Annotated in this window: 26 protein-coding genes; 12 read left to right on the top strand and 14 right to left on the bottom strand. The window is 64.7% G+C overall.

Going from position 1 to position 26479, the window contains the following annotated elements; all coding sequences use genetic code 11:
- Positions 1-169: 169 nt before the first annotated feature.
- The 3 genes from ACK41V_RS01155 to ACK41V_RS01165 are packed head-to-tail and all read right to left on the bottom strand — an operon-like array spanning position 170 to position 2605.
- Positions 170-451, bottom strand: a complete 282-nt coding sequence (locus ACK41V_RS01155) for a hypothetical protein (RefSeq protein ID WP_409776616.1) — start codon at positions 449-451, stop codon at positions 170-172.
- A 4-nt stretch (positions 452-455) separates the two neighbouring features.
- Positions 456-779 carry a zeta toxin family protein gene (locus ACK41V_RS01160; protein ID WP_409776618.1) on the bottom strand — a complete coding sequence of 108 codons (324 nt, stop codon included), beginning with the start codon at positions 777-779 and terminating at the stop codon, positions 456-458.
- A gap of 2 nt (positions 780-781) precedes the next feature.
- Complete coding sequence (locus ACK41V_RS01165) at positions 782-2605, bottom strand: glutamine--tRNA ligase/YqeY domain fusion protein (protein WP_409776621.1); 1824 nt, start codon at positions 2603-2605, stop codon at positions 782-784.
- A gap of 172 nt (positions 2606-2777) precedes the next feature.
- On the opposite strand from ACK41V_RS01165, the gene ACK41V_RS01170 reads away from it, so the two are divergent.
- The 6 genes from ACK41V_RS01170 to ACK41V_RS01195 all read left to right on the top strand — a co-directional run bounded on the left by ACK41V_RS01170 (position 2778) and on the right by ACK41V_RS01195 (position 7161).
- Positions 2778-3128 carry a hypothetical protein gene (locus ACK41V_RS01170; protein WP_409776624.1) on the top strand — a complete coding sequence of 117 codons (351 nt, stop codon included), beginning with the start codon at positions 2778-2780 and terminating at the stop codon, positions 3126-3128.
- 202 nt (positions 3129-3330) lie between these two features.
- Positions 3331-3810 carry a type II 3-dehydroquinate dehydratase gene (gene aroQ, locus ACK41V_RS01175; protein ID WP_409776627.1) on the top strand — a complete coding sequence of 160 codons (480 nt, stop codon included), beginning with the start codon at positions 3331-3333 and terminating at the stop codon, positions 3808-3810.
- Between the two features lie 30 nt (positions 3811-3840).
- Complete coding sequence (gene arfB / locus ACK41V_RS01180; RefSeq protein ID WP_409776630.1) at positions 3841-4257, top strand: alternative ribosome rescue aminoacyl-tRNA hydrolase ArfB; 417 nt, start codon at positions 3841-3843, stop codon at positions 4255-4257.
- A gap of 137 nt (positions 4258-4394) precedes the next feature.
- A complete protein-coding gene (locus tag ACK41V_RS01185) occupies positions 4395-5234 on the top strand; it encodes a DODA-type extradiol aromatic ring-opening family dioxygenase (protein ID WP_409776632.1) in 840 nt (279 codons plus the stop codon).
- A 214-nt stretch (positions 5235-5448) separates the two neighbouring features.
- Positions 5449-6120: an alpha/beta hydrolase gene (locus tag ACK41V_RS01190; protein ID WP_409776635.1), complete on the top strand. Its 672-nt coding sequence runs from the start codon at positions 5449-5451 to the stop codon at positions 6118-6120.
- Between the two features lie 150 nt (positions 6121-6270).
- Positions 6271-7161, top strand: a complete 891-nt coding sequence (locus tag ACK41V_RS01195; RefSeq protein WP_409776638.1) for a DUF3014 domain-containing protein — start codon at positions 6271-6273, stop codon at positions 7159-7161.
- 27 nt (positions 7162-7188) lie between these two features.
- Here the strand turns inward: ACK41V_RS01195 and ACK41V_RS01200 are convergent, their stop codons facing one another.
- Positions 7189-7656, bottom strand: a complete 468-nt coding sequence (locus ACK41V_RS01200) for an Lrp/AsnC family transcriptional regulator (protein WP_409776641.1) — start codon at positions 7654-7656, stop codon at positions 7189-7191.
- Positions 7657-7758: 102 nt separating this feature from the next.
- On the opposite strand from ACK41V_RS01200, the gene mdeB reads away from it, so the two are divergent.
- Complete coding sequence (gene mdeB / locus ACK41V_RS01205) at positions 7759-10422, top strand: alpha-ketoglutarate dehydrogenase (protein ID WP_409776644.1); 2664 nt, start codon at positions 7759-7761, stop codon at positions 10420-10422.
- Positions 10423-10620: 198 nt separating this feature from the next.
- Here the strand turns inward: mdeB and ACK41V_RS01210 are convergent, their stop codons facing one another.
- From ACK41V_RS01210 to ACK41V_RS01255, 10 genes are all read right to left on the bottom strand, one after another.
- Entirely contained in the window at positions 10621-11772 is a 1152-nt protein-coding gene (locus ACK41V_RS01210; RefSeq protein WP_409776647.1) for a DSD1 family PLP-dependent enzyme, read from the bottom strand.
- Between the two features lie 30 nt (positions 11773-11802).
- Positions 11803-12774, bottom strand: a complete 972-nt coding sequence (locus ACK41V_RS01215; RefSeq protein WP_409776650.1) for a threo-3-hydroxy-L-aspartate ammonia-lyase — start codon at positions 12772-12774, stop codon at positions 11803-11805.
- Between the two features lie 70 nt (positions 12775-12844).
- Positions 12845-13843, bottom strand: coding sequence for an ornithine cyclodeaminase family protein (locus ACK41V_RS01220; protein ID WP_409776652.1), 999 nt, complete (start codon positions 13841-13843; stop codon positions 12845-12847).
- 7 nt (positions 13844-13850) lie between these two features.
- Positions 13851-14543, bottom strand: coding sequence for a transcriptional regulator (locus ACK41V_RS01225; protein WP_409776654.1), 693 nt, complete (start codon positions 14541-14543; stop codon positions 13851-13853).
- 107 nt (positions 14544-14650) lie between these two features.
- On the bottom strand, positions 14651-15481 hold the full coding sequence (locus ACK41V_RS01230; protein ID WP_409776657.1) for a zinc-dependent peptidase: 831 nt from the start codon (positions 15479-15481) through the stop codon (positions 14651-14653).
- A 35-nt stretch (positions 15482-15516) separates the two neighbouring features.
- A complete protein-coding gene (locus ACK41V_RS01235; protein ID WP_409776660.1) occupies positions 15517-16308 on the bottom strand; it encodes a UDP-2,3-diacylglucosamine diphosphatase in 792 nt (263 codons plus the stop codon).
- A 36-nt stretch (positions 16309-16344) separates the two neighbouring features.
- Entirely contained in the window at positions 16345-16851 is a 507-nt protein-coding gene (locus ACK41V_RS01240; RefSeq protein ID WP_409776662.1) for a peptidylprolyl isomerase, read from the bottom strand.
- 26 nt (positions 16852-16877) lie between these two features.
- Positions 16878-17459, bottom strand: a complete 582-nt coding sequence (locus ACK41V_RS01245) for a peptidylprolyl isomerase (RefSeq protein ID WP_409776665.1) — start codon at positions 17457-17459, stop codon at positions 16878-16880.
- Positions 17456-18748 (bottom strand): L,D-transpeptidase family protein, encoded by a 1293-nt coding sequence (locus tag ACK41V_RS01250; RefSeq protein WP_409776668.1) that lies wholly within the window; start codon positions 18746-18748, stop codon positions 17456-17458. The genes ACK41V_RS01245 and ACK41V_RS01250 overlap by 4 nt, the downstream gene beginning before the upstream one ends.
- 60 nt (positions 18749-18808) lie before the next feature.
- A complete protein-coding gene (locus ACK41V_RS01255) occupies positions 18809-19897 on the bottom strand; it encodes a tetratricopeptide repeat protein (RefSeq protein ID WP_409776671.1) in 1089 nt (362 codons plus the stop codon).
- Between the two features lie 213 nt (positions 19898-20110).
- Between ACK41V_RS01255 and cysS the strand changes: the two genes are divergently transcribed.
- The 5 genes from cysS (at position 20111) to tilS (ending at position 26419) form a co-directional block, all read left to right on the top strand.
- The gene (cysS, locus tag ACK41V_RS01260) at positions 20111-21493 is read left to right on the top strand and encodes a cysteine--tRNA ligase (protein ID WP_409776673.1); all 1383 of its coding nucleotides are present in this window, start codon (positions 20111-20113) and stop codon (positions 21491-21493) included.
- 48 nt (positions 21494-21541) lie between these two features.
- On the top strand, positions 21542-22213 hold the full coding sequence (locus ACK41V_RS01265; protein WP_409776676.1) for a DNA-3-methyladenine glycosylase family protein: 672 nt from the start codon (positions 21542-21544) through the stop codon (positions 22211-22213).
- Between the two features lie 98 nt (positions 22214-22311).
- Positions 22312-23289: an acetyl-CoA carboxylase carboxyltransferase subunit alpha gene (locus tag ACK41V_RS01270; protein WP_409776679.1), complete on the top strand. Its 978-nt coding sequence runs from the start codon at positions 22312-22314 to the stop codon at positions 23287-23289.
- A 186-nt stretch (positions 23290-23475) separates the two neighbouring features.
- Positions 23476-25326 (top strand): methyl-accepting chemotaxis protein, encoded by a 1851-nt coding sequence (locus ACK41V_RS01275; RefSeq protein WP_409776682.1) that lies wholly within the window; start codon positions 23476-23478, stop codon positions 25324-25326.
- Between the two features lie 127 nt (positions 25327-25453).
- Positions 25454-26419 carry a tRNA lysidine(34) synthetase TilS gene (gene tilS, locus ACK41V_RS01280; RefSeq protein ID WP_409776685.1) on the top strand — a complete coding sequence of 322 codons (966 nt, stop codon included), beginning with the start codon at positions 25454-25456 and terminating at the stop codon, positions 26417-26419.
- Positions 26420-26479: the final 60 nt, after the last annotated feature.

A 26479-nucleotide genomic window follows, 5' to 3' on the forward strand; every position in this document is an offset into this window, starting at 1 on the left:
TGTGGCGCTTATGCTGCCGGATTCTTGACAGCTGTTCCCGTCCAGCTTTGTGTAGGCAGTTTCAGCCCGTTGGCAATGAGTTGTTTCTTCGCCTGCTTGGATGCTCGTTTGAGAGCGTCTTCGACCCGGTCTTGCATGGGGGCAGCGGGCTTGCTGGGGGCGGTGCGTTCTACTGCCCGAGTTGTTGAAGATGCAGCCATTTGTCCGGGTCCTCTACATAAGTGCGGTGTGCAGTGCCGCGTGCGATGGATGTTAGCGCGCCGGTGGCGTTATTCAGAACGCGCCAACGGTCTGCCAAGGGTAAATACAGGGCAAACAGGTTGTGCAGGCTGCGCTGAAAGCGGCGGGCAATATCGTCGGGTGGGATGTTGTGCCCGCCTAGTTTTACGCGCAGCGCAACGCGCTGTGTGGCCAGCTCTGCGCTGGGCAAGGCCACGTAATAGATATGCACCTGGTTAGCCCTGTGCTTTGCAGCGGGCCAGAAACAGCGCGAAGGTGCGGCTGGAGAGTGTGGATTCAAACGCAAAGCTGACTTTGGCGGCAGCCAGGGTGCGTAGGCGCTGCAGCATGATGCGCCCCGCCTCAAACGCTACGGTTTCGGGGGCGTACGCCGAGAGGCCTGCGGCAATCTGGTCGGCGTTGACAAACTCCAGAATGCCCAGGGCGTCTTTGAGCAAATAGGGTGCTGCCGTGGATTTGCCCGCGCCGTTTGGCCCGGCAATCACCACCACGGTGGGTTGTTTGGGCTTAGGTTGTGGCCTTGTGGCGCGGGCGGGCATGTTTACTTGCCCCAGCTGTCCTTCAACCCCACCGCCAAGTTAAACACCGGCTTCCCCGCCGCGTGATCCACCCGGTCCGCCACAAAGTACCCGTGCCGCTCAAACTGGAACTTGTCGTCCGGCTTGGCATTAGCCAATGACGGCTCAACGATGGCGGTCACCACCTTCAGGCTGTTCGGGTTCAGGCTTTCAATAAAGTCCTTGCCGCCCGCGTCGGGGTGGGCGTCCAGGAACAGGCGGTCGTACATGCGCACTTCGGCGTTCACGCCGTCGGCCACGCCCACCCAGGTGATGGCGGCTTTCACCTTCACGCTGTCGGCGCCGGGGGTGCCGCTTTTGGTGTCGGGCACCACGGTGGCCAGCACTTCGGTGATGGTGCCGTTAGCGTCCTTGTTGGCGCCGGTGCATTCGATGACGTAGCCGCCCTTCAGGCGCACTTTGTTGCCGGGGAACAAACGCTTGTAGCCCTTGGGGGGCACTTCTTCATAGTCTTCGCGTTCGATCCAGACTTCCTTGCCGATGGTGAAGTGGCGCACGGGGCTTTCCACACCTTCGGGCGGGTGGGGCAGGGCGGGCAGGGTGCAGGGCTCCAGGTGGCCGACGCCCATGACATCGTCCCAGTTGGTCAGCACCAGCTTGACGGGGTTGAGCACGGCCATGCCGCGGTGGGCCTTCAGCTCCAGGTCTTCGCGCAGGCAGCCTTCCAGGGTGCTGTAGTCGATCCAGCTGTCGCTCTTGGTGACGCCAATGCGGTCGGCAAACACCTGCAGCGATGCGGGCGTGTAGCCGCGGCGGCGCAGGCCGACTATTGTTGGCATGCGGGGGTCGTCCCAGCCGCTGACCTTGTGGTCGTACACCAGCTGGGCCAGCTTGCGCTTGCTGGTGATGACGTAGGTGAGGTTCAGGCGCGCAAATTCGTACTGGCGGGGGGGCGGGTTGCGCAGCAGGCCGCATTCGGTCAGGCGCTCCAGCAGCCAGTCGTAGAAGGGGCGCTGGTCTTCAAACTCCAGCGTGCACAGGCTGTGGGTGATCTGCTCCAGCGCGTCTTCGATGGGGTGCGCGTAGGTGTACATGGGGTAGATGCACCAGGTGTCGCCCGTGTTGTGGTGCGTGGCGCGGCGAATGCGGTATATAGCCGGGTCGCGCATGTTGATGTTGGGGCTGGCCATGTCGATCTTGGCGCGCAGCACCATCGATCCGTCTTCGTGCTGGCCGTCGCGCATTTCGCGAAAGCGGGCCAGGTTTTCCGCCGGGGTGCGGGTGCGGAAGGGGCTGTCCACGCCGGGCTTGCCAAAGTCGCCGCGGTTGGCGCGCATTTGTTCCACGGTTTGCTCGTCAACGTAGGCGTGGCCCGCTTCGATCAGCGCTTCGGCGGCGCGGTACATGAAGTCGAAGTAGTCGCTGGCCTGGTACAGGTTGCTTTCGCCGCTGTTGTTCCAGCTAAAGCCCAGCCACTGCACCGCGTCTTTGATGCTGTTGACGTATTCGGTGTCTTCTTTTTCGGGGTTGGTGTCGTCAAACCGCAGGTGGCACACGCCGCCGTAGTCGCGCGCCAGGCCGAAGTTGATGCAAATGCTCTTGGCGTGGCCGATGTGCAGGTAGCCGTTGGGCTCGGGCGGGAAGCGGGTGCGGATCTTGGCCGGGTCGGGCTGGCCCGCTGCGTGGTGGGCGGCGTCGCCGGGGGTGCCGGCCCATTGGCGGGTGGCGTAGGTGCCCTTTTCCAGGTCGTTTTCGATGATCTGGCGCAAAAAGTTGCTGGGCTTGACGGCTTCAGGGGCCGTGGCGGGGGTGTTGGCGGCTGTGTTGGCGGGGGAGGGGGTGCTCATCCGGTCATTTTAGGCGGCTGTTTCGTGATGCTTTACGCAGAGAAACAAGTGCGTGTACGTCCAGACACAACGTAAAGACACTTTTATGCCATCCTTAAGGCTACTTGGTGCGTTATGTACCGGTGAGGGCAGTCCGTTTGGCTGGCAGCCTTCTCTCAAACAGGAGATTTCCATGACGAAAACCCGTTCTATCTACTCCATGGCCGCAGCGGCTGGTGTGGCGCTGGCCTTGTTGACTGGTGCTGGCGCTGCCCAAGCCCGCAATGACGTGAATTGGTCGATTGGTGTCGGCGTACCCGGCGTGGTGATCGGTGCCAGCAATGGTTACTACGCACCCGCACCCACTTATTACGCCCCGCCACCCCCTGTGTATTACGCGCCTCCCCGGCCTGTGTATTACGCACCTCCCGCTTATTACGCTCCAGCGCCGGTTTATTACGGCCATGGCTATCGCGGCCACCGCCACCATGACCGTCACGACCGCCACCACGGCCGTGGGCATGACCGCCACGGTCACCGTTGATCGGCTAATCGGTCTGTTTTTGTAACCAACCTCTTGGGCGCAAGTCGCGCTCACAGGCAGCTTCCTGCGAGGGCTGCTTTTTATAACGGCCCTTCGGGGCCGTTTTTCTTGGGCGTCTGCTTGGCGGCGCTGTTTGGGCGCGCCGCATAATCCGGCACTCTGGCCTGCCAGCGTGGCAGGCGCAACGCCCCCGGAGTGCTGCATGTCGTCTGTGAAGAACCAAACCGTTTTTGTATTGAATGGCCCCAACCTGAACCTGCTGGGCACGCGCGAGCCTGCTGTGTATGGCGCCGCCACCTTGGCCGATGTCGAAAAGCTGTGTGCCACAGCGTGCGAGCGCCACGGTTTTGCGCTGCGGTTTCACCAAAGCAACCACGAAGGCGCGCTGGTGGACTGGATTCACGAGGCTGGCCGCCTGCACGCTGCGGGCGAACTGGCGGGCGTGATCGTCAACGCCGGGGCCTACACCCACACCAGCATTGCCCTGCACGACGCCACCAAGGGCACGGGCATCACGCTGATTGAGCTGCACATCAGCAACGTGCATGCGCGCGAGTCGTTCCGCCACCATTCGTACATGGCGGCTGCTGCCAAGGCGGTGATGTGTGGTTTTGGCGTGTTGGGCTATGGCCTGGCGATTGATGGACTGGCCCAGTTGCTGGCCCAGAAGCCTGCGGCCTGACGCTGCACAGGCATGGGGGTAGATAGATATATGAATCCCCCATTGCCCCTGCAGGTGTCTGAGGACGAGGTAGAAATTACCGCCATGCGCGCGCAGGGCGCGGGCGGGCAGAACGTCAACAAGGTATCGAGCGCGGTGCACCTGCGTTTTGACGTGATGGCATCGTCGCTGCCGCTGGACGTGAAAGAGCGCCTGCTGTGTTTGCGCGATTCCCGCATCACGCAAGACGGGGTGGTGATCATCAAAGCCCAGCAGTACCGCAGCCAGGACCAGAACCGCACCGACGCGCTGGAGCGGCTGAACGCGCTGGTCAACACCGTGGCAGTGCCGCCGCGCGTGCGCCGGGCCACCAAACCGACCTATGGCTCCAAACAGCGGCGGCTGGAGGGCAAAACCCAGCGCAGCGAGACCAAGGCGCTGCGGGGCAGGGTGCGCGACGGGTCTTGATGGGCGCCATCGAGGCGCATCTTTTGCAGTCGTCAATGCACTATTGGACCCACCAGTAGAACAATCTGTCTGGCCTGCAGGGCTTGGTATCGGGGGCCATCGGTCCTACATTCAGTGCATCCACCAATGGAATCGCCATGTCTGACTTTGCCCAAGCCCCCATCCCTGTCACTGCTCCCGCTGTGACTGTTCCCGCGCTGTTCGTATCACACGGCGCGCCGTTGTTTGCCATCGATGCTGGCACCACGGGGCCTGCGCTCACGCAGTGGGGCGCAAGCCTCAAGGCGCAATACCCCGGCCTGCGCGGCGTGGTCATCATGTCGCCGCACTGGATGGCGCGGTCCCCACAGGTTATGACCGGGCCGCAGCCTGCCACCTGGCACGACTTTGGTGGTTTCCCCCAGGCGCTGTACCAGTTGCAATACCCCGCCTCGGGCTCGCCCGCGCTGGCGCAAGAGGTGCTCAGCCTGCTGCAGGCCGCCGGTGTGGCCGCGCAAGGCGATGCGGCCCGCCCTTTTGACCATGGCGCCTGGGTGCCACTGATGCATTTGTTCCCGCAGGCCGACCTGCCGGTGGTTCAGGTGGCCTTGCCCGTAGGCGCTGGCCCGGCCGAGGTGTACGCGATGGGTGCCGCCCTGCGCAGCCTGCGCGATCACAACGTGCTGGTGGTGGGATCGGGCAGCATGACGCACAACCTGGCCGAGTTTTTTGGCGGCGAGCGCGAGCCCGCACCCTATGTGCTGGAGTTCAGCCGCTGGATTGAAGACGCGCTGGCCCGTGGTGACATGGCCGCGCTGCTCAACTACCGCAGCCAGGCCCCGCACGCCAGCCGCGCGCACCCGACCGAAGACCACTTCCTGCCCATCTTCTTTGCGCTGGGCGCGGCGGGCGACGACCTGCACGCAAACTACTTGAGCCGCGAGGTGATGTACAGCATGCTGTCGATGGATGCTTTTGCCCTGGAACCGGTGCATTAAGGATGGCCCGCATAACTCCCTGCGGTCGGTGACAGCGCGGCATCGGGCGGTCTACTGCGTTGCTTTTCTTGCCAATAGCCGGGCTATTGGCTGCAAAAAGACGCCTTGTAGCCCATCCCGATCCGCACTATCACCGCCTCGCGAGGGTCATGCAGGCCATCCTTAATCCCCGGTTTCACAATTTTTAAGTAAAAACTGCCGCTAGCGCTTATCTATGCTCAATCTACCGCTCACATTTTTGCAGCGCCCCGCTGCCTCCACCACGCCCCGCCCCTGGCTGCTGGTGCTGATGCACGGTGTGGGCAGCAACGAGCAGGACCTGTTCAGCCTGGCGCCGCAGATTCCGGAGCGTTTTCATGTGCTGAGCCTGCGTGCACCGTTTCGCATGGGGCCGGGCTCGCATGCGTGGTTTGATTTTTCGATCGAGCCGGGTGGCGAGCGCAGCATCAACGAGGTGCAAGAGGCCGAAAGCCGGGCTGTGTTGGCCCAGGCAATCCAGTCTGCGGCCGAGCAACTGGGCATTCCGCCCGAGCGTGTGGTGGTGGGCGGCTTCAGCCAGGGCGGCATCATGGCGCTGTCGTTGCTGCTGACCCAACCCGCGCTGATGCAAGCCGCCATGGTCTGGCACAGCCGCCTGTTGCAGCAGGTGGTGCCGTTGACGGCGCCTGCAGACGCGCTGCGCGGCAAGCAGCTGTGGCTGAGCCACGGCACCCACGACAACGTGATCCCGCTGGCCCACGCGCAGGCCATTGCGCACCACATGGCGCCGCTGCCGGTGACGGTGTCGTACCACGAGTTCCCCAGCGCGCACGAGATTCGGCCGTCTGAGCTGGCGGCCACCGTGGCGTGGTTGGAGTCGCTGTCGACCACGCCGACGGCGTTTTAGTAGCGGGTTCGTGAGGCCCGGTCTACATCGCGTTACCGGCGCCTCAACAAGCGGGTTTCCAATCAAGCAGCTCCCATGTGGGAATGACATGGAACGCCCGGCGCAGCAGCCGCTCGGACAAGGGTTGTTCCTGATCTTCAAGGAGACCCGATGCCCGATCAAGAAACCGCCGAATTCCGCCCCGCGCCAGAGCGCACATCGTCCACGCCTTGGGTTGCCGCTGGCGTACTGGCCTGTGCGGTCGCCGCCGGTGCCGCCTGGTGGTTCTGGCTGCGCCCTACCGAGCCACCGGCGGCGCCCCCGCCCGTGACCACCGCCCCCGAAGCACCCGCGGCGCCGCCCCCCATGTCCGAAGCCTCGGTCCCCCAGAACCCTGTCGATGCGCTGGCCCCGGCCGACACCGCCTTGCCCGCACTGGCGGAGTCCGACAAGCGGGTGACAGAAATGCTGGCCGAATTGCTGGGCAGCGACAAGGTCGCAAGCTTCTTGCTGACCGAAGGGTTTGTCCGCCGCGTGGTGGCCACGGTCGACAACCTGGGCCGCGCCCAGGCCCCGTCGCGCATGTGGCCTGTGCAGCCCATGCCACAGCGGTTTGTGGTGGATGGCGAGGGCGATGCGCCGACCACCGTTGCCGCCTCCAATGCCGCCCGCTACAGCGCCTTTCTGACCTTTGCCGAAGCCGTGCCGCTCGAATCTGCCGTGGCCTTGTATGCGCGGCTGTACCCGCTGTTCCAGCAGGCATATGAAGAGCTTGGCTACCCCAAGCGCTACTTCAACGACCGCCTGGTGGCCGTGCTGGACCACCTGCTGCTGGCGCCCGAACCCCAGGGCCCGCTGCGCGTAAAGCTCACGCCGGTCACTACCGAAGTGCCCAACCTGCGCCCCTGGGTGCGGTATGAGTTTGTCGACCCGGCGCTGGAATCGCTCTCCAGCGGGCAGAAGGTTCTGGTGCGCATGGGGCCTGCCAACGAGGTGCGTGCCAAGGCGCTGATCCGCGACCTGCGCAAGCGTGTGGCGACGAGCGAGGTGGCGCGCAAGTAGCGCACCTTTTTCAGCCCGCAGGTGGCGTTATGCCGCGGGCAGGGGCAGGGCGGTTTTGTAGCGCACCTGCTTGAGCGCAAAGCTCGACCGGATCTTCTCCACCCCCGGGATGGGGGCGAGCTGCTCCAGAATGAACCGCTCCAGCGCCCCAATGTCGGCCAGCGCCACGCGGATCAAATAGTCGCTGTCGCCGCTCATCAGGTAGCACTCCATCACCTCGTCGTGCTCGGCAATGCGCCGTTCAAAGTCGGCCAGGGCTTCCTTGCTTTGGGTCTTGAGGCTGATGCTGATGAACACGTTGAGCCCCAGGCCCAGCGCCGCCGCGCTGGCCAGCGCCACGTAGCGGTTGATGACACCCGCTGCCTCCAGCGCCTTCACGCGAGCCAGGCAGGGCGAGGGCGACAAATGCACGCGCCGCGCCAGCTCCACGTTGGACAGTGAGCCGTCAGCCTGCAGCTCGGCCAGAATGCGCACATCGAGGGTGTCCAGTTTCATGTGCTGCAGTTTATGGGTTTTGCGGCATAAAGTGCCATGGTGACGATGGGCGGAAGCCAGAACGGCAACTCATTTGGGCGAAGCCTCGCTACAGTGGCAAGCATGAACGCCCTCACCCATCACGCCCTGCTGCAACAAGCCCCTGGCGCAATCCTGGACGCCGACCCGGAAGAAACCGCGGAGTGGCGCGATGCCTTCCTGGCGCTGGTCGCCACCCAAGGCCCCGAGCGCGCGCGGCACATGCTGCAAGAGCTGGTGCGGATGGCGCGCGCGCAGCGCATCGGCTGGCAGCCCGACCTGAACACGCCGTATGTGAACACGGTGGCGGTGCAAGACCAGCCTGTGTTCCCCGGCGACTTGGCGGTGGAAGAGCGCGTGGCCTCCATCGTGCGCTGGAACGCACTGGCCATGGTGGTGCGTGCCAACCAGGCCTATGGTGAACTGGGCGGCCACATCGCCAGCTATGCCAGCGCGGCCGACCTGTTCGAGAGCGGGTTCAACCACTTCTTCCGTGCCCGTGAAGGGCTGGGCGAGGGGCAGCACCGGGGCGACCTGGTGTTCTTCCAGCCGCACAGCGCGCCCGGCGTGTACGCGCGCGCCTTCATGGAAGGCCGCCTGTCCGAGCAGGACCTGATGCACTACCGCCAGGAGCTCACGGCGCCGGCCGCCGGCGCGCAGGGCCTGTCGAGCTACCCCCACCCCTGGCTGATGCCGGACTTCTGGCAGTTCCCCACCGGCTCCATGGGCATCGGCCCCATCAGCAGCATTTACCACGCGCGCTTCATGCGCTACCTCACGCACCGCAACCTGCTCGACTGCAGCCAGCGCAAGGTGTGGGGCGTGTTCGGCGATGGCGAGATGGACGAGCCAGAGAGCATGAGCGCGCTGACCCTGGCCGCGCGCGAGGGCCTGGACAACCTGGTCTGGGTGGTCAACTGCAACCTGCAGCGGCTGGACGGCCCGGTGCGCGGCAACGGCCGCATCATCGACGAGCTGGAGCGCCTGTTTGCTGGCGCGGGCTGGAACGTGGTCAAGCTGGTCTGGGGCAGTGACTGGGACGGCCTGTTCGCCCGCGACCTGACCGGGGCGCTGGTGCGCACGCTCGAAGGCACGGTGGACGGCCAGATGCAGACCTTTGCCGCCAAGGACGGCCGCTTCAACCGCGACAATTTCTTTGGCCAGAACCCCGAACTGGCCGCGCTGGCCCAGGGAATGACCGACGAGCAGATCGACCGCTTGAAGCGCGGTGGCCACGACCTGGTAAAGATCCACGCTGCCTACGCTGCTGCCAGCGCGCACAAGGGCCAGCCCACCGTGATCCTGGCGCACACCAAGAAGGGCTACGGCATGGGCACGGCCGGGCAGGGCAAGATGACTACGCACAGCCAGAAGAAGCTGGACGAGACCGACCTCATCGAGTTCCGCAACCGCTTCAACCTGCCGCTCAGCGATGAGCAGGCCACCAGCCTGGCCTTCTTCAAGCCTGCCGAAGACAGCCCCGAGATGCGCTACCTGCGCAGCCACCGCCAGGCCCTGGGCGGCTACCTGCCGCGCCGCGACACCACCTGCGACGCGCTGCCCGTGCCCGCCATCGAAAGCTACGCACAGTTTGCGCTGCGGGCCGATGGCAAGGAGATGAGCACCACCATGGCCTTCGTGCGCATGCTCGGCAGCCTGCTCAAGGACGCCACGCTGGGCCCGCGCATCGTGCCCATCGTGGCCGACGAGGCGCGCACTTTCGGCATGGCCAATTTGTTCAAGCAGGTCGGCATCTACAGCAGCGTGGGCCAACGCTATGCGCCCGAAGACATCGGCTCGGTGCTGAGCTACCGCGAGGCGCTGGACGGCCAGATCCTCGAAGAGGGCATCAGCGAGGCCGGAGCCATCGCCAGCTGGACGGCCGCGGCCACCAGCTATACGGTGCATGGCCTGGCCATGCTGCCGTTCTACATCTACTACTCGATGTTCGGCTTTCAGCGCGTGGGCGATGCCATCTGGGCCGCAGCCGACCAGCGTGCGCGCGGCTTCCTGCTGGGCGCCACCTCGGGCCGCACCACGCTGGGCGGTGAGGGCCTGCAGCATCAGGACGGCAGCAGCCACCTGGTGGCCGCGACCATTCCCAACTGCAAGGCTTATGACCCGGCCTACGCGGGCGAGATGGCCGTGATCATCGACGCCGGCATGCGCGAGATGGTGACCGAGCAGCGCGACGTCTTCTACTACGTCACGCTGATGAACGAGAACTACGCGCAGCCGGACCTGCCCGAGGGTGCGGCAGAAGGCGTGTTGCGTGGTTGCTATTGTTTCAAGAGCTATCAGCGCTTGTCAGATAAGCGCGAGAGCCCGATTTCATCCAAAACTATCACCCTGATGGGCTCCGGCGCCATCCTGACCGAGGTGGTCAAGGCCGCTAAGTTGCTGGCCGCCGAAGGCGTGGATGTCACCGTGCTCAGCGTGACCAGCTGGAGCGAATTGGCACGCGATGGTGTGGCCTGCGAGCAGCGCGCCATCACAGGACAAGATACGCCGGGTACCCCCTGGCTTGCAGCACAGCTGGCCGCCACCAGCGGACCGGTGATTGCTGCCACCGACTACGTGCGCGCTGTGCCCGAGACGGTGCGCGCCTTTGTGCCCGAGGGGCGCAAGTACATCACGCTGGGCACCGATGGCTTTGGCCGCAGCGACACGCGCGCAGCGTTGCGCGAGTTCTTCGGAGTGGATGCGGCTGCGGTGGCGCGGGCAGCGCGGTTTGCGCTGAATGTGTGATGTTTTGTCTGATGGGGTGCGTGCCTCAGACAGACCGTTCGCCCGGAACCAGTTGAAGGGCAGTTCGCAAAAAGCGCCCTGGTTTCGACAGGCTCAGCCTGAACGGATGGGACGAATCTGAGGCAGATAGAAAATCAGGTGTTTTTGGCCTCTAGCGCTTATCCTATAAGCGCTAGTAGCTATTAATTTGGGAGTAAATCACCACCCGCCGAACCGCGCCCAGGTTTCCTTCACCACACCGTCTTCTACCGCGTGGTACTCGCCGTACTGCGCACCTGTGGCACACGCATGGTTGGGCAATATGCGCAGCTGCATCCCTACCGGAAACCGCTGTGCAATATCGACGTCGCTCTGCAGTTGCCCGTCGGCGCGCGACAGAATGCCGTGCTCCTGGTTGGCCCCGGTTAGCACATAGCCGTCCAGCACGTTGCCGTTCACATCACACACCTGTCCGTAGCCATAGTCGCGCGGCTGTTTTTGTGTGCCCCGGTCGCGGCTCATCGCCATCCAGCCCGCGTCGACGATGGCCCAGCCCTTGTCCGCCTGGTGGCCGATCACGGTGGTGAGCACGCTCAGTGCGATGTCGTCGGTGCTGCACACGCCGACGTTGTGCATCACCAGATCAAAGAACACGTAGACGCCAGCGCGCACTTCGGTCACGCCCTCCAGGCTGCGGGCCGACAGCGCAGTGGGGGTGGAGCCCACACTCACCACGGCGCAGGGCAGGCCCTCTGCGCGCAGGCGCTCCGCAGCGCGCACGCAGCCTGCGCGCTCCTGCTCGGCCAGGGCCGTCAGCGCGTCTGGCGTGTTCAGGTCGTAGCTGCCTCCGGCATGGGTCATCACACCGGCCAGGCGCATACCGCCGTCGTGCAGCGCGCGGCCCACGGTGATGAGGGCGGCCTCGTCGGGCTTGATGCCGCTGCGGTGGCCGTCGGTGTCCACTTCGATCAGCACGTCAAACACTTCGCCCTGCGCGCGGCCAAATTCGGCAATCGCGGTGGCGGCTGCCGCGTTGTCGGTGATGATTTTCAGGTCGCACCCTTTGCGCCGCAACGCCAGCGCCTGGGGCAGTTTGTGCGGCACCATGCCCACGGCGTAGAGGATGTCGGTCACACCGTCGGCAAAGAACTGTTCGGCCTCTTTCAGCGTGGACACCGTGATGCCCTGCGCGCCCGCAGCCACCTGCGCGCGCGTGACCGCCGTGCATTTGGCCGTCTTGGCGTGCGGGCGAAACCGCACCCCCAGCGCGTTCATGCGCGCTTGCATCCGGGCGATGTTGCGCTGCATGCGGGGCCGCTCGATGAGGGCTGCGGGCGTGTCGATGTTGATGAGAGCGGCATGGGTTGGCATGGGGCGGTCCTGAAGGTGTGGCGGGGCTGCTTATGCCGATAGCAAGGCGCTGAACCGCGCCAGGTCCACATTGCCGCCGCTGATGAGCACGCCCACGCGCTGGCCCTTGAGTTCATCGCGCATGGCCCGCGCGGCCGCAAAGCCCAGGCAGCCGGTGGGCTCCACGATGAGCTTCATGCGCTCGGCAAAAAAGCGCATGCCGTCCACCAGCTGTTCGTCGGTCACGGTCAGGATGTCGTCCACATCGCGCTGGATGATGGGGAAAGTGATGTTGCCCAGATATTGCGTTTGCGCGCCGTCGGCAATCGTCTGCGGGGTATCGATGCGCACGATGGCACCGCTGCGAAACGACTGCTGGCCGTCGTTGCCCGCTGCGGGCTCGACGCCGTAGAGCTTGGTCTTGGGCGACAGCGCCCGCGTGGCCAGGGCCGAGCCCGACAGCAGGCCACCGCCGCCCAGGCAGACGAAAAACGCGTCCAGCGGGCCCACTTCTTCAAACAGCTCCTTGGCCGCTGTGCCTTGCCCGGCCAGCACGTCGGCGTGGTCGTAGGGTGGGATGAGCGTGAGGCCGTTGCGCTCGGCCAGGTCGCGGGTGATCTGTTCGCGGTCTTGGGTGTAGCGGTCGTAAAACACCACGGTGGCGCCGTAGCCCTGCGTGGCGGCCACCTTGGCGGCAGGCGCATCCTGCGGCATCACGATGGTGGCGGGTATGCCCAGCTCGCGCGCAGCCAGTGCAATGCCCTGCGCGTGGTTGCCGGACGAGAACGCGATCACCCCTGCCTTGCGCTGCGCCGCGTCAAACTTTGCCAGGGCGTTGAAAGCGCCCCGGAACTTGAAGGCGCCCATGCGCTGCAGGTTCTCGCACTTGAAGAACACCTGCGCACCAAACTCTTCGTTGATGGTGCGTGAGGTGAGCACGGGCGTGCGGTGCGCGTGGCCGGCAATGCGGGCGGCGGCGGCTACCACGTCGTCGTAGGTGGGGAGCGTCTGGGCAGGGGTCATGGTGTTGCGAAGTCCAGGTGGGGTCAAAAAAGGGGAGGAACAGGAACGGGAGGTGAGGGGCTGCAGCCGATCACCACGGCCAGTCGATGCGAATGCCCAGGCCCTGTGCCATGGCCTGCGTGTGCAGCATGCGGGCCACGGTCAGGTCTTGCAGGGCCAAGCCGGTCATGTCAAAAACAGTGATGTCATCGGCGCTGCGCCGCACGGCCAGCTGGCTGGTGAGCACGTCGCCCAGCTCGGTGCAGGGCAGCTCGGGTGCCGCCCACTGCGCCTCGCCGATCTGGCGGGCCTGGGTGGCATCGTCTACAAACAGCCGGGTGCGCTGCAGCAGGCTCTCGGGCAGCTCGCGTTTGCCTTGGGTGTCGGTGCCCACGGCGTTGATGTGGGTGCCGGGCTGCACCGCGTTGGCGTGGAACAAGGGGCCACCGCCGGGTGTGGCGGTGATCACTACGTCGCTGGCGGCCACGGCGGCATCCACGTCAGAGGCCAGCGCCATGTCGCAATGGTCGGCAAACGCCGCTTCAAAGGCCGGTGCGCGCTGGCCGTTGTGCGTGGCGTAGCGCACGGTGCGCAGTGTGGGCAGGGCGGCCAGTGCATGGCGCAGTTGCACGCGGGCCTGCACACCGGTGCCGAAGATACACAGCCGTTCGCTGCCGGGGCGGGCCAGTTGCAGCAGGCCCAACGCCCCTGCTGCACCCGTGCGCTCGGTCGTGATGGCGTTGCCGTCCAGCACGCACAGTGGGCGGCCTGTGGCGGGGTCGATGAGCAAGACGGTGGCCTGGTGCGGCTCGCTGCCGCGTGCGCGGTTGGCAGGCCAGAAGCCCGCGGCCTTGAAGCCCAGCAGGCCTTGGCTGGACACATCGCCCGCCTTGATGCCGAACACCCCGCCCGTGGGCAGTGCCTCGCGCACCACCGGGAACACGCGGCCCGCGCGCTGGCTGTGCAGGGTAAAGGCCTCGCGCACGGCGGCCAGCACAGCGTGCGGCTGCAGCAGGGCGGTGACCTGGTGCGTGTCGAGCAGCAGCAGTTGCTGCGCCGACGTTGCAAGGGGTGTGTTGGCCACGGTCATGGTGGGGTTACCTCACGTCGCCGTACACGGTGGCGCGCGATACGCCCAGGTGCTGGGCCACCACCTCCATCGCGCGGCGCACTTCGAGGCTGCCCGAGTCCTTGAGTTCGCGCAGCAGCGCGCGCCGCTCGGCCGCCTTCAGCGCGCGCGGCGCGGTGGACAGGCGTGCCGCAAACTGGTCGATGCGCTGGCGGATAGCCTCGGCGCCCGCGGGGTCCAGGGTCTCGCTGAGGCCGGTCTCGCCCGTAATCGCCGTGAACTGGCCCACCACACTTTGCAGGCTGCGGAACTGCGTGAGGTCCACATTCAGGCACAGCGCCGCAATGTAGTGGCCCGACGCATCCTTGATGCCCACGGACGTGCTTTTGGCCTGGCGGCCATCGGCAAACTGGTTGGCGTAGTTGGTAATGACCTGTGGGTAGTCGGGGTCGGCAATGCGGGCCAGGCCCAGTTCGGTGGTCGGGTCGCCCACGCCACGGCCCGACAGGTTGTTGTGGATGGCCAGGATGGAGTGTTTGGGGTCGAGCAGGTCGTGCACCACCACTTCGCAGAACGGCGCGAAGGTAGCGGCCAGGCCTTGCGCGATCTGTTCGATCTGGCTGAGCAGGGCGGTCTGCTCAGCGGCGCGTGCGTTGCGTGCGGAGGGGCGGCGTGCGACGCGGGGGGATGGCGAGGAATGGGGAGCGGCTTTGTCAGGCATGTCGACAATTTATGCAATTTTGGATAAATTGTCAAAAAATGGACAAACCGTCTATCCGTTGATCCGCGCGGCGTTCATCGCTGGCGGCAGGCACAGGGCAAAGGGGCTCAGTGTGCGAGTGCAGGGCGCTTGAAAAACGCGTCCAGCGCGGGCATCAGCGTGGGGAACTCTTGCGCGAATCTCTCGCGGTTTACAAAGTACGCCTCGCAGGCCACTGCAAAAAATTCTGACTGCGATGTGGCGCCGTAGGCGTCCAGCCAAGGGCGCTCGGTACCAAAACGCTCGGACAGGATCACGCGCTCGCGAAACTGCTCATACGCGGGCTCCCAGGCCGCCCACCAGGCGGCATAGGCCGCGCGGCCACTGCGGGTGCCCAGAAAACCTGCGGGCAGGGGCGGGCAGCCATTGGGCTGGCCGTTGCGCATGTCGAGCTTGTGCACAAACTCATGCACCACCACGTTGTGGCCGCGCGCCGTGTTTTCGGTGGCATTGGCTACATGTTCCCAGCTCAACATGATGGGGCCGCGCTCCATGGCCTCGCCCAGCAGCACCTGCGTGTGTTCGTGCACCACACCGGCTTCGTCCACGGTCTGGCGGCGCGCCACGGCCTCACCCGGGTGCAGCACGATGGTGACGAAATCGTCGTACCAGTCCAGCGCCTTGGCCGGGTCGCCCCAGTGCAGCAGCGGCAGGCAGGCCTGGGCAGCAATGTCGATGGCCATGGCGTCGGTCACCACCAGGCCGTGCGCTCCGTGGAACTGCTTGTGGTGCAGAAACAAGGCGCTGATGGCGCGCAGCTTGGACTGGTCGTGCAGCGACAAGGCGGCCAGAAACGGGTAGCGGTGCAGCGTCTGGAGCCACAGCGCAGCGGAGATGTCGGGCACGGGCGCCACGGTGGCGCGCACGCGGCTCCAGAGTCGATTGAAAAGAGGTGGCATGGCGATCAGGCAGCAGGAATCAAGTCCCGCGCAGTTCAGGATCGCTCGTACATGGGGACCAGGGCGATGCGTTCCAAGCCCGCGCGGGACAAACGCAGTGTTTCTGCGCGGGGAGGTAATGCGGCGGCGTCCCAGTCGCTCAGCACCACGCGCTGCAGCCCGGGGGCCAGCATGTGGTTGGCCGGACGGTGGGTGTGGCCGTGGATGAGGGTGTGCGCGCGCGCTGCTTGCAACCATGCGATGGCCGCGGGGCCATCGACATCGGCATAGGTGGCGCCCGATTGTTTGCGGGCCTCGCTCTCCTCGCGAATGCCACGCGCCTGCGCGCGACGCGTGGCCAGGGGCTGGGACAGAAATTGCGTTTGCCACGCTTCGCTGCGAGCCTGCACGCGAAACCGCTGGTAGTCCACATCGTCCAGGCACAACAAATCGCCATGGCTGAGCAGGAAGCGCTGGTCGCCAAACCCAAGCACCGTGGGGTCTGAAAGGCCCGTGATGCCGCAGTGGGCAAGGAAAGCAGCGCCCGCCAGAAAGTCGCGGTTGCCGTGCATGAAGTACACGGGCAGGCGCTGGGCGGCGGCCTTTAACGCTGCGCAGCCTTGGGCTTCAAAGCTGCCGGGCTCCAGCAGGGCATCGTCGCCCACCCACACCTCGAACAGATCGCCCAGGATGAACAGGGCGTCGGCCTGTGTGGTTTGCAGGTAGTGCTGCCACGCGGCGACAGTGGCGGGCTCGCTGGCCTGCAGGTGCAGGTCTGAAATGAATTCGACCGTGCGCCAGTGCGAAGGAGCGGCTAGCTCCTCGAACCGGGGCACGGTCGTGGTCACGACTTTGAAATCAGGCAGCGCTAGATCAAAGTGAGATCAGAGTGCCACGGCCTTCTCGATGATCACGTCTTCCTTCGGCACGTCGTCATGGAAACCCTTGCGGCCCGTGGGCACAGCCTTGATCTTGTCCACCACGTCGGCGCCACCAACCACCTTGCCAAACACGGCGTAGCCCCAGCCCTGAGCCGAGGGAGCGGTGTGGTTCAAAAAGCCGTTGTCGGCTACGTTGATGAAGAACTGCGCGGTGGCCGAGTGCGGGTCGCTGGTGCGGGCCATGGCCACGGTGTAGTTGGCGTTCTTGAGGCCATTGTTGGCTTCGTTCTCGATGGGCGCATCCGACGTCTTTTGCGTCATGCCGGGCTCAAAACCACCGCCTTGCACCATGAAACCGGGGATCACGCGGTGGAAAACGGTGTTGTTGTAGTGGCCTTTGTTCACATAGGCCAGGAAGTTCTCGACCGACTTGGGCGCCTTAGCGGCGTCGAGTTCGAGGGTGATGACGCCGTAGTTGGCGATGTGCAGTTCGACTTGGGGGTTGCTCATGGCAATGCTTCTTTCTGAATGAAAAATCACTTCACCAGCGTGGCGGACGTGATGGTGACGGGGGTGTTGGGCACGTTTTGGTGGCCGCCCTTGTTGCCAACGGCTACGGCCTTGATCTTGTCGACCACGGCCGTGCCTTCAACGACTTTGCCGAACACGGCATAGCCGTGGCCGTCAGGCTGGGGGGCGTTGAGCATGGCGTTGTCCTTCACGTTGATGAAGAACTGCGAGGTGGCCGAGTTGGGGTTGCCCGTGCGGGCCATCGCAATGGTGTAGGTGTCGTTCTTGAGACCGTTGCTGGCTTCCAGCGCGATCGGTGGCTTGGTGGGCTTTTGCTGCATGTCGGCCGTGAAGCCGCCGCCCTGGATCATGAAGCCGTCCATCACGCGGTGGAACACGGTGCCGTCATAGTGCTTGTCGTTGACGTAGGCCAGAAAGTTCTCGACCGTCTTGGGGGCTTTGGCCGGGTCCAGTTGCACCACGATGTCACCCATCGAGGTGGTCAGCTTGACCTTGGGCGCAGTCTGTGCGTGCACATTTGCTACTGAAAACATAGCTGCTAGCGCAACACTGGCAAGCGCCAGGGTCGAATTTCTTCTGGAAATCATCCAATTACTCCTTCGAAAAATATCTGCCATTGTTGGCCACGTCGCGTCCAGTATTGGCGCTTGACGGGGCCGGTGCGGGCGCCTTCGGCGACTTCGCCGAACGTTACCACCATGGTGTCGGCCGAGTCGGTCCACCGCAGGTAAGACTTGTCCTTGAGGTGGAGTTCCCGGCCGCGCAGGGCACGGGTTTCGGTCTGTAACACCTGGGTCCACTCGGTCAGCGGCTTCTTGCGGTGGCTTTGAAAGTCTGGCGCATAAAAGCCGAGCAGACGTTTCATGTCGCCCTCGGTCTTGGCGCTGCGCCAGGCGTTCAGCACGGCGTCAAACGCCTTGCGGTCTGCCTGGACGCTGTGCGGCGCCACCCACTGCAGTTGCCGCGCAATCACGACGGGGGTGGAGCGGGGCTCCACGGTGCGCAGGATGCGCTCCAGGTCGGGGTTGGCCAGCACCAGGCAGCCATCGGTGGCCAGCGGGGCGCGCGCAAACTGGTCGGGCGGCGTGCCATGCAGCCAGATGCCGCTGCCGGTCTTGCCCCGGCTCAGGTCCAGCGGGTTGGGGTAGTTGATGGGCAGGGCGCCCGCGCCGTAGAAGTCCTTGAGCGTGGCGGGGTCCAGGCGACTGGTGATGAAATACACCCCGAGTGGGGTGCGCTGGTCGCCTTCCACCGTCTTTTCGATGCCAAGCTTGCCCACCGAGGCGTAGTAGTCGGCGACCAATCGCAGGCCCGTCGCCGTGTTCTCGAACAGGTACAGGCGCGAGCGGGAGGCGTCAATGGCGATGGCGTGGCGCGAGCGGGGGGGGAGTTCCAGAAACTGCGCTGGAATCGTGTGCGCCGCAGGGCGGCTGCGCTGCGCGTCGACACGCTGGCGGGATTCGGTACGCAACTCTTCCAGCGTGGTGGCAGCCTGGATGCTGCGGGTGGAATCCGGCTCGGGCAGGTCGCCCAGGCGGCGGATGGGGCGGGTGCGGGCCGTCAGCAGGTCGCCCACGGCCAGCTGCGCCAGCTGAAAGTTGGGGTAGTCGCTGGCCAGGGTTTCGGCCTGTTTGAGGGCTTCTCGCCCGCGGCCTTCTGCAATGAGCTTGTATACCGCCAGCAAGCGGGCTTCGGCCTGGCCGTCACGCAGGTGGGTGCCGGGTGTGGGTGCGGTGGCTGGAGCGGACGGTGCGGGGCGCCGTGCAACGTTGTTTTGCGACAGCACGGGGGTGGCCTGCAGGAGCGCGGCCCATACCAAAACGCCGACCAGCGTCTGTCGGCTGCGCGCGTCCCAGTGCACAGAGGTTTGCGGCATCTCAGGGCAGCAAAAAAAACGCCCGCGCTCCAGGCGCAGGCGCGGTGGCGGAAATCACGATCAACCGCCTGTGGATTCGCGCACGATGGTCCAGCGACCATTGTTGTTCACAAGGTCCAGCGTCTTGCGGCTGGACACGTTGAGCGCGTCGGCGCTGTAGGCCTGGCGAAACCGTGCGGTGGCTTTGGCGCCACTGACGGAAACGGTCATGTCAGACAGCTGCACATTGATTTTGGATTTGCCCACGATGCGCGATTCGCGCTCTTTTTCCCACGCGCTGCGCGACTGGCTGCCAGGCGGGTCAAAAGATTTGTCGTACGCCGCCAGGTAGGCAGGCATGTCCTTGGCTGACCATGCCGACGCCCACGCCTGCACCGCCGAAGTGACGGTCTGGATGGCTGCATCGCTGGCCGCAGCCGAGGGCGCTGCGGGTGCAGGAGCGGGCGCAACGGGCGCGGCCGCCACTGCCGGGGCTGGAGTGGGGGCTGCTGCAGGTGCGGGAGCCGCTGGCGTTGCCGCGGGGGCTGGGGTCGGTGCAGCAGCTGGTGCCGGTGCTGGCCGCTGCGTAGCCACAACGGCTGGGGCAAGGGCTGCAGCGGCAGGGCGCCCGGCTTTGCCGGTGGTGTCTGCCGAAAACAGTTCGCGGATCAATGCCAGCTTGGGTTTGACCGAGTTGGCATTGTTGGCGTCCAGCTGCAGCGCCTTGTTGTAGGCCTGGCTGGCCAGTTTGGCGTAGATGTCGCCCAGGTTTTCGTGTGCGGTGGCGTAGCTGGGGTTGGTGCGGATCGCCATTTCCAGCGCGGTGCGGGCCTTGTCTAACTGGTTCTGGTTGGCGTGCAGCACGGCCAGATTGTTGTAGGGCTCGGGCAGCTCTGGGTACTCTTCGGTCAGCTTGGTGAAGGTGGCGATTGCATCGGCCTGCTTGCCGGAGTCGGCCTGCGCGACACCGCGCAAGAAGCGCAGTTGCGGGTCCTTGGGGTTGGCGGCCAGGCGCTGGTCGGCTTTGGTCAGCGCTTCGGCGGCCTTGCCCGCTTTGAGCAACTGGGTGATGTCGGCATAGTCATCGGCGTGAACCACGCCAGTGCCCAGCAGCGCGGTCAGGGCCAGCAGGCGCAAAAGTCGTGGGAGTGTGCTTCGGACTTGCTTCATGGGGGATCAATTGGGTTGGGCAGCGTCTCGCTGGGCGGGCAGCTTATACTGCGGCGGATTGTAGCTGAGGGGGTTGTCATGACGGTGCGCTGTTGCCGCTGGTGATTTTGCTGGTCGCCCCTTGCCGGGCGCTCCCCCTTGCGGGGCCATCGCCCCTTGCTGCCGGGTGAGCCGCCTCGCCCATCCTCCCCCATCTCCCGTTATTGGTATCCCATGAGTTTGCGTATCTACAACACGCTGTCGCGTGCATTGGAGGATTTTTCCCCGCTCGAACCTGGCCATGTGCGCATGTATGTGTGCGGCATGACCATTTATGACCTGTGCCACATCGGCCACGCCCGCATGATGATGGCGTTTGATGTGGTGCAGCGCTGGCTCAAGGCCAGCGGGATGAGGGTCACGTATGTGCGCAACATCACGGACATCGACGACAAGATCATCAAGCGCGCGCTGGAGCGCGGCATCACCATCCGTGCCCTCACCGACGAGATGATTGCTGCCATGCACCAGGACATTGGCCTGCTCGGCATCGAGCCCCCGTCTGCCGAGCCCCGCGCCACCGAATATGTGCCCCAGATGCTGTCGCTCATCAGCCAACTGGAAGGTAAGGGTCTGGCCTACCGAGCCAGCAATGGCGACGTGAACTACTCGGTCCGCAAGTTTGACGGCTACGGCAAGCTTTCGGGCAAATCGCTCGATGAACTCCGCGCTGGCGAGCGCGTGGCCGTGCTCGATGGCAAGGAAGACCCGCTCGACTTTGTGCTGTGGAAGTCCTCCAAGCCCGAGGAGCCGCCCGAGGCCAAGTGGGACAGCGAATTCGGCTCCGGCCGTCCCGGCTGGCACATCGAGTGCTCGGCCATGTGCGGCGCCACGCTGGGCGAGACATTCGACATCCACGGCGGTGGCATGGACCTGCAGTTCCCGCACCACGAAAATGAGATCGCCCAGAGCGAGGGCGCCACGGGCAAGCCCCTGGCCAAGTTCTGGGTGCACAACGGTTTTGTGCGGGTGGACAACGAGAAGATGTCCAAAAGCCTGGGCAATTTCTTCACCATCCGTGATGTGCTCAAGCAGTACGACGCTGAGACGGTGCGCTTTTTCATCGTCCGCGCCCATTACCGCAGTGCACTCAACTACAGCGACGCCCACCTGGACGACGCGCGCCAGGCCTTGAAGCGCCTGTACACCGCCCTTAGTCTGGTCGCGCCTGCTGAAGTGGGTACCGTCGATTGGGCTGACCCCTACGCCGCGCGCTTCAAGGCGGCGATGGACGAGGATTTCGGCACGCCCGAGGCCGTGGCCGTGCTGTTTGATCTGGCAGGCGAAGTCAACAAGACCCGCTCGGCCGCACTGGCGGGGCTGCTGAAAGCGCTGGGCGGTTGCCTCGGTATTCTTCAGGGCGACCCCAAGACCTTCCTGCAGGCCGGCGCGTCGGATGTGGGCGAGGCCGAGATCCAGACGCAGATCACCGCACGCGCGGCTGCCAAGGCTGCGAAGAACTTCGCCGAGGCCGACCGCATCCGCAATGCGCTGCTGGCCCAGGGCATCGTGCTGAAGGATTCAGCCGCCGGAACCACCTGGGAAGCCGCGCAGTGATTTTGGTATTTTTAATGAAAAACGCCTCCAGGGCATATGGGACGCCCGGTGGCAGCTACTAAAAAAATAGCATCTGATGTGCCGGATGTTGAGTCCGTGTTGGCCACGCCCGACTACTGGGCGGAGGCTTGCAGGCACCTGGTGAAGAAGGACCGGGTGATGAAGCGTCTGATCCCGCAGTTTGGCGATGCCGCATTGCAGAAACGCGGCGATGCGTTCACCACGCTGGCGCGGTCGATCGTGGGCCAGCAGGTCTCGGTGAAGGCCGCGCAGACCGTGTGGGAGCGTTTTGTTGCGCTCCCCCGCAGCATGAAGCCCGGCAGCGTGCTCAAGCTCAAGATCGACGACATGCGGGCGGCGGGCTTATCCGCGCGCAAGGTCGACTACCTGGTAGACCTTGCGATTCACTTCGAAGAGGGCAAGCTGCACGTGAAGGACTGGGCGGCGATGGACGACGAAGCCATCATTGCCGAGCTGGTCGCCATCCGCGGCATTGGGCGCTGGACGGCCGAGATGTTCCTGATCTTCTACCTGATGCGCCCCAACGTGCTGCCGCTGGACGACCCGGGGCTGATCACCGGCATCAGCCAGAACTACTTTTCTGGCGAATTGGTCAGTCGCAGCGATGCCCGCGAAGTGGCCGAAGCCTGGAAGCCCTGGTGCAGTGTGGCGACTTGGTATATTTGGCGCTCGCTGGACCCCGTACCCGTTGCCTACTGACGCTGTCTGACGCGCCCTACACAACCCGTTACACGTCGGTTACAGTGCGTGCCATTCGTGGCAGCCGTACACCGGTGCGATCCCCAAGGAGAAAAACGTTGGCGAAAAAAACCTTTCTGGATTTCGAACAGCCCATTGCTGAGCTGGAGTCCAAAATCGAAGAACTGCGCTACGTGCAGACCGAGAGTGCCGTCGATATCTCGGAAGAGATCGACCAGCTGAGCAAGAAGAGCCAGCAACTCACCAAAGACATTTACAGCGAACTGTCGCCCTGGCAGATCACGAAGATTGCCCGCCACCCCGAGCGTCCCTACACGCTCGACTACGTGCGTGACATCTTCACCGACTTTGTCGAACTGCATGGCGACCGCCACTATTCGGACGACCTGTCCATCGTGGGCGGCCTGGCGCGTTTCAATGGCCACGCCTGCATGGTGCTCGGCCACCAGAAAGGGCGCGACACCAAAGAGCGCGCCATGCGCAACTTTGGCATGAGCAAGCCCGAGGGCTACCGCAAGGCCCTGCGCCTGATGAAGACGGCCGAGAAGTTCAAGCTGCCCGTGTTCACCTTTGTGGACACGCCCGGTGCCTACCCCGGCATCGACGCCGAAGAGCGCGGCCAGTCCGAAGCCATCGGCCGCAACATCTTCGAGATGGCCCAGCTCGAAGTGCCCATCATCACCACCATCATTGGCGAAGGCGGCTCCGGCGGAGCACTGGCCATAAGCGTGGCCGATCAGGTGGTCATGCTGCAGTACGCCATCTACTCGGTCATCAGCCCGGAAGGCTGTGCCTCCATCCTCTGGAAGACCAGTGACAAAGCCCAGGAAGCTGCCGACGCCCTGGGCATCACCGCCCACCGCCTGAAGGCGCTGGGCTTGGTGGACAAGATTGTGAGCGAGCCCGTGGGTGGAGCCCACCGCGACCACAAGCAGATGGCGGCCTTCCTGAAGCGCGCCTTGGGCGACGCGTTCCGTCAGGTGGCCGACCTCAAGACCAAAGACCTGCTGGACCGCCGCTACGACCGCCTGCAGAGCTACGGTCGTTTCACGGATACCAAGGCGGATAGCCGATAAAACACCATCGGTTGTGAGCCACTGGGTCGCAATGCATCGCTGCACATCGTCAACGGCCCTTCAGGGCCGTTGTTGTTTTCAGGGCTGTAAGGCAGCTATCCGCGCAAACCCTCGCTGGCGCGCGGTGTGATACCGGATGTAACATGACCGCCGGGCCGCCCATGCGGGTGGATCAAGGGGTGCTCCATGTCGCTTCTGAAGACGCTCAAAGGCCAGATCCTCCTGGTGTCGATTGGTTGTCTGGTGGCGGGGCTGTTGGCACTCACCGTGGCCAACTACCTCACCGCGCGATCCCAGGCGTACGCCTCGCTCACCGCACAGTCGCAGGCGCTGGCCCACAGCCACATTGAGACCTTGCGAGACTGGGCGCGTGGCAAGGCTGCGGTGGTCGAGTCTGCGTCGGCCGCACTCGAAGATGCCGAGGCTGCGAAGTCGCTACTGATGCTGGCCAAGGCAGGCAACTTTCTGACCACGTATTTCGGCTATGCCGACAAGCGCACAGTGTTCTCGGAAAAGCAGAACCTGCCGCCCGACTATGACCCCACCGGCCGCCCTTGGTACAAACAGGCAGCGGGTGCAGACGCTGCGGTGTTGACCGCGCCTTACCCTGACGCTGGCGGAGCCGGTCTGGTGGTCACCTTTGCCAAGGCGGTGCGCGAAGGAACCAACGTCAAGGCGGTGATGGCGGGGGATGTGTCCCTCGCTGCTGTCGTGGCCAATGTGGCGTCCATCAAGCCTACGCCCGCCAGTTACGCTTTTCTGGTGGGCAGCGACGGGAACATCATTGCCCACCCGGATGTGAAGCTGGCGCTGAAGCCTGCGACCGATTTGGCGCCATCGCTCAGCGCCGCAGCTCTGGCCGACATGGCCAAGCGCGCCGACCTCAACGCGCTGGATCTGCAAGGTCGCCCGGTGTTGCTCACGGTGGCGCCGGTCACGGGAACGCCTTGGCTGCTGGCGATTGCGCTGGATCGGGGCGAGGCCCTCCAGGCCATTCGCACCATGCTGCAGGTGTCCATTGGCGCAGGCATCGTGGTGCTGCTGGTGGCGCTGGTGGTGTTGGCGGGCATCCTGTCGCAACGGCTGCGCAGGCTGACGCAAGTGCGTGATGCCATGCACGAGATCGGTGCTGGCGATGGCGACCTCTCGCGCCGCATCGATGCGCAGGGCGAGGACGAGCTGGCGCAGATCGCCGCCAGCTTCAACAGCTTTGCAGGAAAGCTCTCGGGCGTATTGGCGCAGATCCGTGATGCCAGCAGCTCGGTGCGTGTGGCTGCTGAAGAGATTGCTGTCGGCAACCACGATTTGAGCGGGCGCACCGAACTCACAGCCTCCAGCCTGGAGGAAACATCGGCATCCATGCAGCAACTGACTGAAACCGTGCGGCACAACGCTGACGCTGCCCGCCAGGCCAACCAGCTGGTGGCCCAGGCGTCTAGCGTGGCGCAGCACGGCGGCCAGGTGGTGGGCAACGTGGTGACCACCATGGACCAGATCAACGTCGCGTCGCGCAAGATCAACGACATCATTGGCGTGATCGATGGCATTGCCTTTCAGACCAACATCCTCGCGCTGAACGCGGCGGTGGAGGCAGCGCGCGCCGGCGAGCAAGGTCGTGGCTTCGCGGTGGTCGCCAGTGAAGTGCGCAGCCTGGCGGGGCGCAGTGCGGAGGCCGCCAAGGAAATCAAGCAGCTCATCAGTGCGTCGGTGGAGCAGGTGGAAAATGGATCCCGCCTGGTCCACGATGCAGGCACCACCATGAACGACATCGTGACCTCGGTGCAGCGTGTGACGGACATCATGGCCGAGATCACCGCATCGACCAACGAGCAAAGCACCAGCATCAACGAGGTAGGCCAGGCGGTGTCGCACCTGGATCAGATGACCCAACAAAACGCTGCGCTGGTAGAGCAGAGCGCCGCAGCCGCGCAGAGTCTCAAGGACCAATCGGTGCGGCTGTCTGAGGTGGTGGGCACGTTCCGCTTGTCCGCTGATACCTCGCAGGCAGGGCCGCGTTTGTCTGGGCCGGCCCGCTGACAAGGGTGAATGGCGTAGCCAGGAGAGGGCGCCCGCGATAATCGGCGCCCATGCATGCCCGCCCTGTTCATTGCTTTTGTTCGCTGGATGCGGCACCACCACCTCACGCTTCGGGCCGGGTGTCGGCATGACCCTATCGTTCGATGCTGCCATGCAGGCCTTTGCGCCCACGCTGCCTCTGGCAGTGGGCCTGAGCGGCGGGGCGGACTCCACGGCGCTGCTGCTGGCCTGCGCGCGTCGCTGGCCCGGGCAGGTGCAGGCCATCCATGTGCACCACGGTTTGCAAGCGGCGGCCGATGGTTTTGAACAGCACTGCGTGGCCCTGTGCCAAAGCCTGGGCGTGCCCCTGTTGACAGAGCGCCTGGATGCACGGCACGCCCCGGGCCAGAGCCCCGAGGACGCGGCCCGGCAGGCAAGATATAAGGCTTTTGAGGCTGTAACGCTTGTCAGTCAAGCGCGAGTAGCTATTAAATCAATAGCAATCGCCCAACATGCGGATGACCAGGTTGAAACCCTGTTGCTGGCGCTGTCGCGCGGTGCGGGCGTGGCTGGGCTCGCCGCCATGCCCGCCCGATGGGAGCGTGCGGGCGTTGCATGGCACCGTCCGTTGCTGCAGGTGGCGGGAGAAGACGTGCGGAACTGGCTGCGCCTGCAAGGACAAGTGTGGATGGAGGACCCGACCAACACCGACGAGCGCTACACCCGCAACCGCATTCGTGCCCAGCTGTTGCCTGTGCTGGACGCTGCGTTCCCCGCGTTTCGCGACACTTTTGCCCGTTCAGCCGCGAACGCGGCGCAGGCGTCAGAGTTGCTTGAAGACTTGGCGGTGCAGGATTTGGCCCAGGTTGGCGTCCCGCCGCAGATCACCCTGCTGCAAAGCCTGAGCCGGTCGCGCCAGGCCAACGTGCTGCGCCACTGGTTGCGCCACACCCACCACACCACCCCCGCTGCGGCGCAACTGAACGAGTTGCTCGACCAGGTGGCCGCCTGCGCCACGCGCGGCCACCACATTCGCATCAAGGTGGGGCGCGGGTTTGTGGTGCGGGTCGGGCCACATCTCGATTGGTACAATCCACAGGTTTTGGTCCCCTAAATCGCACGAACAACGGCGGCGCGCCAAAACAGTGTTTCACCCTGCGCCGCGGCTTCGGTT

The organism is Acidovorax sp. (assembly GCF_046291265.1).
GTDB lineage: Bacteria > Pseudomonadota > Gammaproteobacteria > Burkholderiales > Burkholderiaceae_C > Acidovorax.

Bases quoted from the DNA above. Each gene is read 5' to 3' on its own strand.
- ACK41V_RS01160 (WP_409776618.1), bottom strand. From the start codon at position 779: ATGCCCGCCCGCGCCACAAGGCCACAACCTAAGCCCAAACAACCCACC.
- ACK41V_RS01165 (WP_409776621.1), bottom strand. From the start codon at position 2,605: ATGAGCACCCCCTCCCCCGCCAACACAGCCGCCAACACCCCCGCCACG.
- ACK41V_RS01170 (WP_409776624.1), top strand. From the start codon at position 2,778: ATGACGAAAACCCGTTCTATCTACTCCATGGCCGCAGCGGCTGGTGTG.
- aroQ (WP_409776627.1), top strand. From the start codon at position 3,331: ATGTCGTCTGTGAAGAACCAAACCGTTTTTGTATTGAATGGCCCCAAC.
- arfB (WP_409776630.1), top strand. From the start codon at position 3,841: ATGAATCCCCCATTGCCCCTGCAGGTGTCTGAGGACGAGGTAGAAATT.
- ACK41V_RS01185 (WP_409776632.1), top strand. From the start codon at position 4,395: ATGTCTGACTTTGCCCAAGCCCCCATCCCTGTCACTGCTCCCGCTGTG.
- ACK41V_RS01190 (WP_409776635.1), top strand. From the start codon at position 5,449: ATGCTCAATCTACCGCTCACATTTTTGCAGCGCCCCGCTGCCTCCACC.
- ACK41V_RS01195 (WP_409776638.1), top strand. From the start codon at position 6,271: ATGCCCGATCAAGAAACCGCCGAATTCCGCCCCGCGCCAGAGCGCACA.
- ACK41V_RS01200 (WP_409776641.1), bottom strand. From the start codon at position 7,656: ATGAAACTGGACACCCTCGATGTGCGCATTCTGGCCGAGCTGCAGGCT.
- mdeB (WP_409776644.1), top strand. From the start codon at position 7,759: ATGAACGCCCTCACCCATCACGCCCTGCTGCAACAAGCCCCTGGCGCA.
- ACK41V_RS01210 (WP_409776647.1), bottom strand. From the start codon at position 11,772: ATGCCAACCCATGCCGCTCTCATCAACATCGACACGCCCGCAGCCCTC.
- ACK41V_RS01215 (WP_409776650.1), bottom strand. From the start codon at position 12,774: ATGACCCCTGCCCAGACGCTCCCCACCTACGACGACGTGGTAGCCGCC.
- ACK41V_RS01220 (WP_409776652.1), bottom strand. From the start codon at position 13,843: ATGACCGTGGCCAACACACCCCTTGCAACGTCGGCGCAGCAACTGCTG.
- ACK41V_RS01225 (WP_409776654.1), bottom strand. From the start codon at position 14,543: ATGCCTGACAAAGCCGCTCCCCATTCCTCGCCATCCCCCCGCGTCGCA.
- ACK41V_RS01230 (WP_409776657.1), bottom strand. From the start codon at position 15,481: ATGCCACCTCTTTTCAATCGACTCTGGAGCCGCGTGCGCGCCACCGTG.
- ACK41V_RS01240 (WP_409776662.1), bottom strand. From the start codon at position 16,851: ATGAGCAACCCCCAAGTCGAACTGCACATCGCCAACTACGGCGTCATC.
- ACK41V_RS01245 (WP_409776665.1), bottom strand. From the start codon at position 17,459: ATGATTTCCAGAAGAAATTCGACCCTGGCGCTTGCCAGTGTTGCGCTA.
- ACK41V_RS01250 (WP_409776668.1), bottom strand. From the start codon at position 18,748: ATGCCGCAAACCTCTGTGCACTGGGACGCGCGCAGCCGACAGACGCTG.
- ACK41V_RS01255 (WP_409776671.1), bottom strand. From the start codon at position 19,897: ATGAAGCAAGTCCGAAGCACACTCCCACGACTTTTGCGCCTGCTGGCC.
- cysS (WP_409776673.1), top strand. From the start codon at position 20,111: ATGAGTTTGCGTATCTACAACACGCTGTCGCGTGCATTGGAGGATTTT.
- ACK41V_RS01275 (WP_409776682.1), top strand. From the start codon at position 23,476: ATGTCGCTTCTGAAGACGCTCAAAGGCCAGATCCTCCTGGTGTCGATT.
- tilS (WP_409776685.1), top strand. From the start codon at position 25,454: ATGACCCTATCGTTCGATGCTGCCATGCAGGCCTTTGCGCCCACGCTG.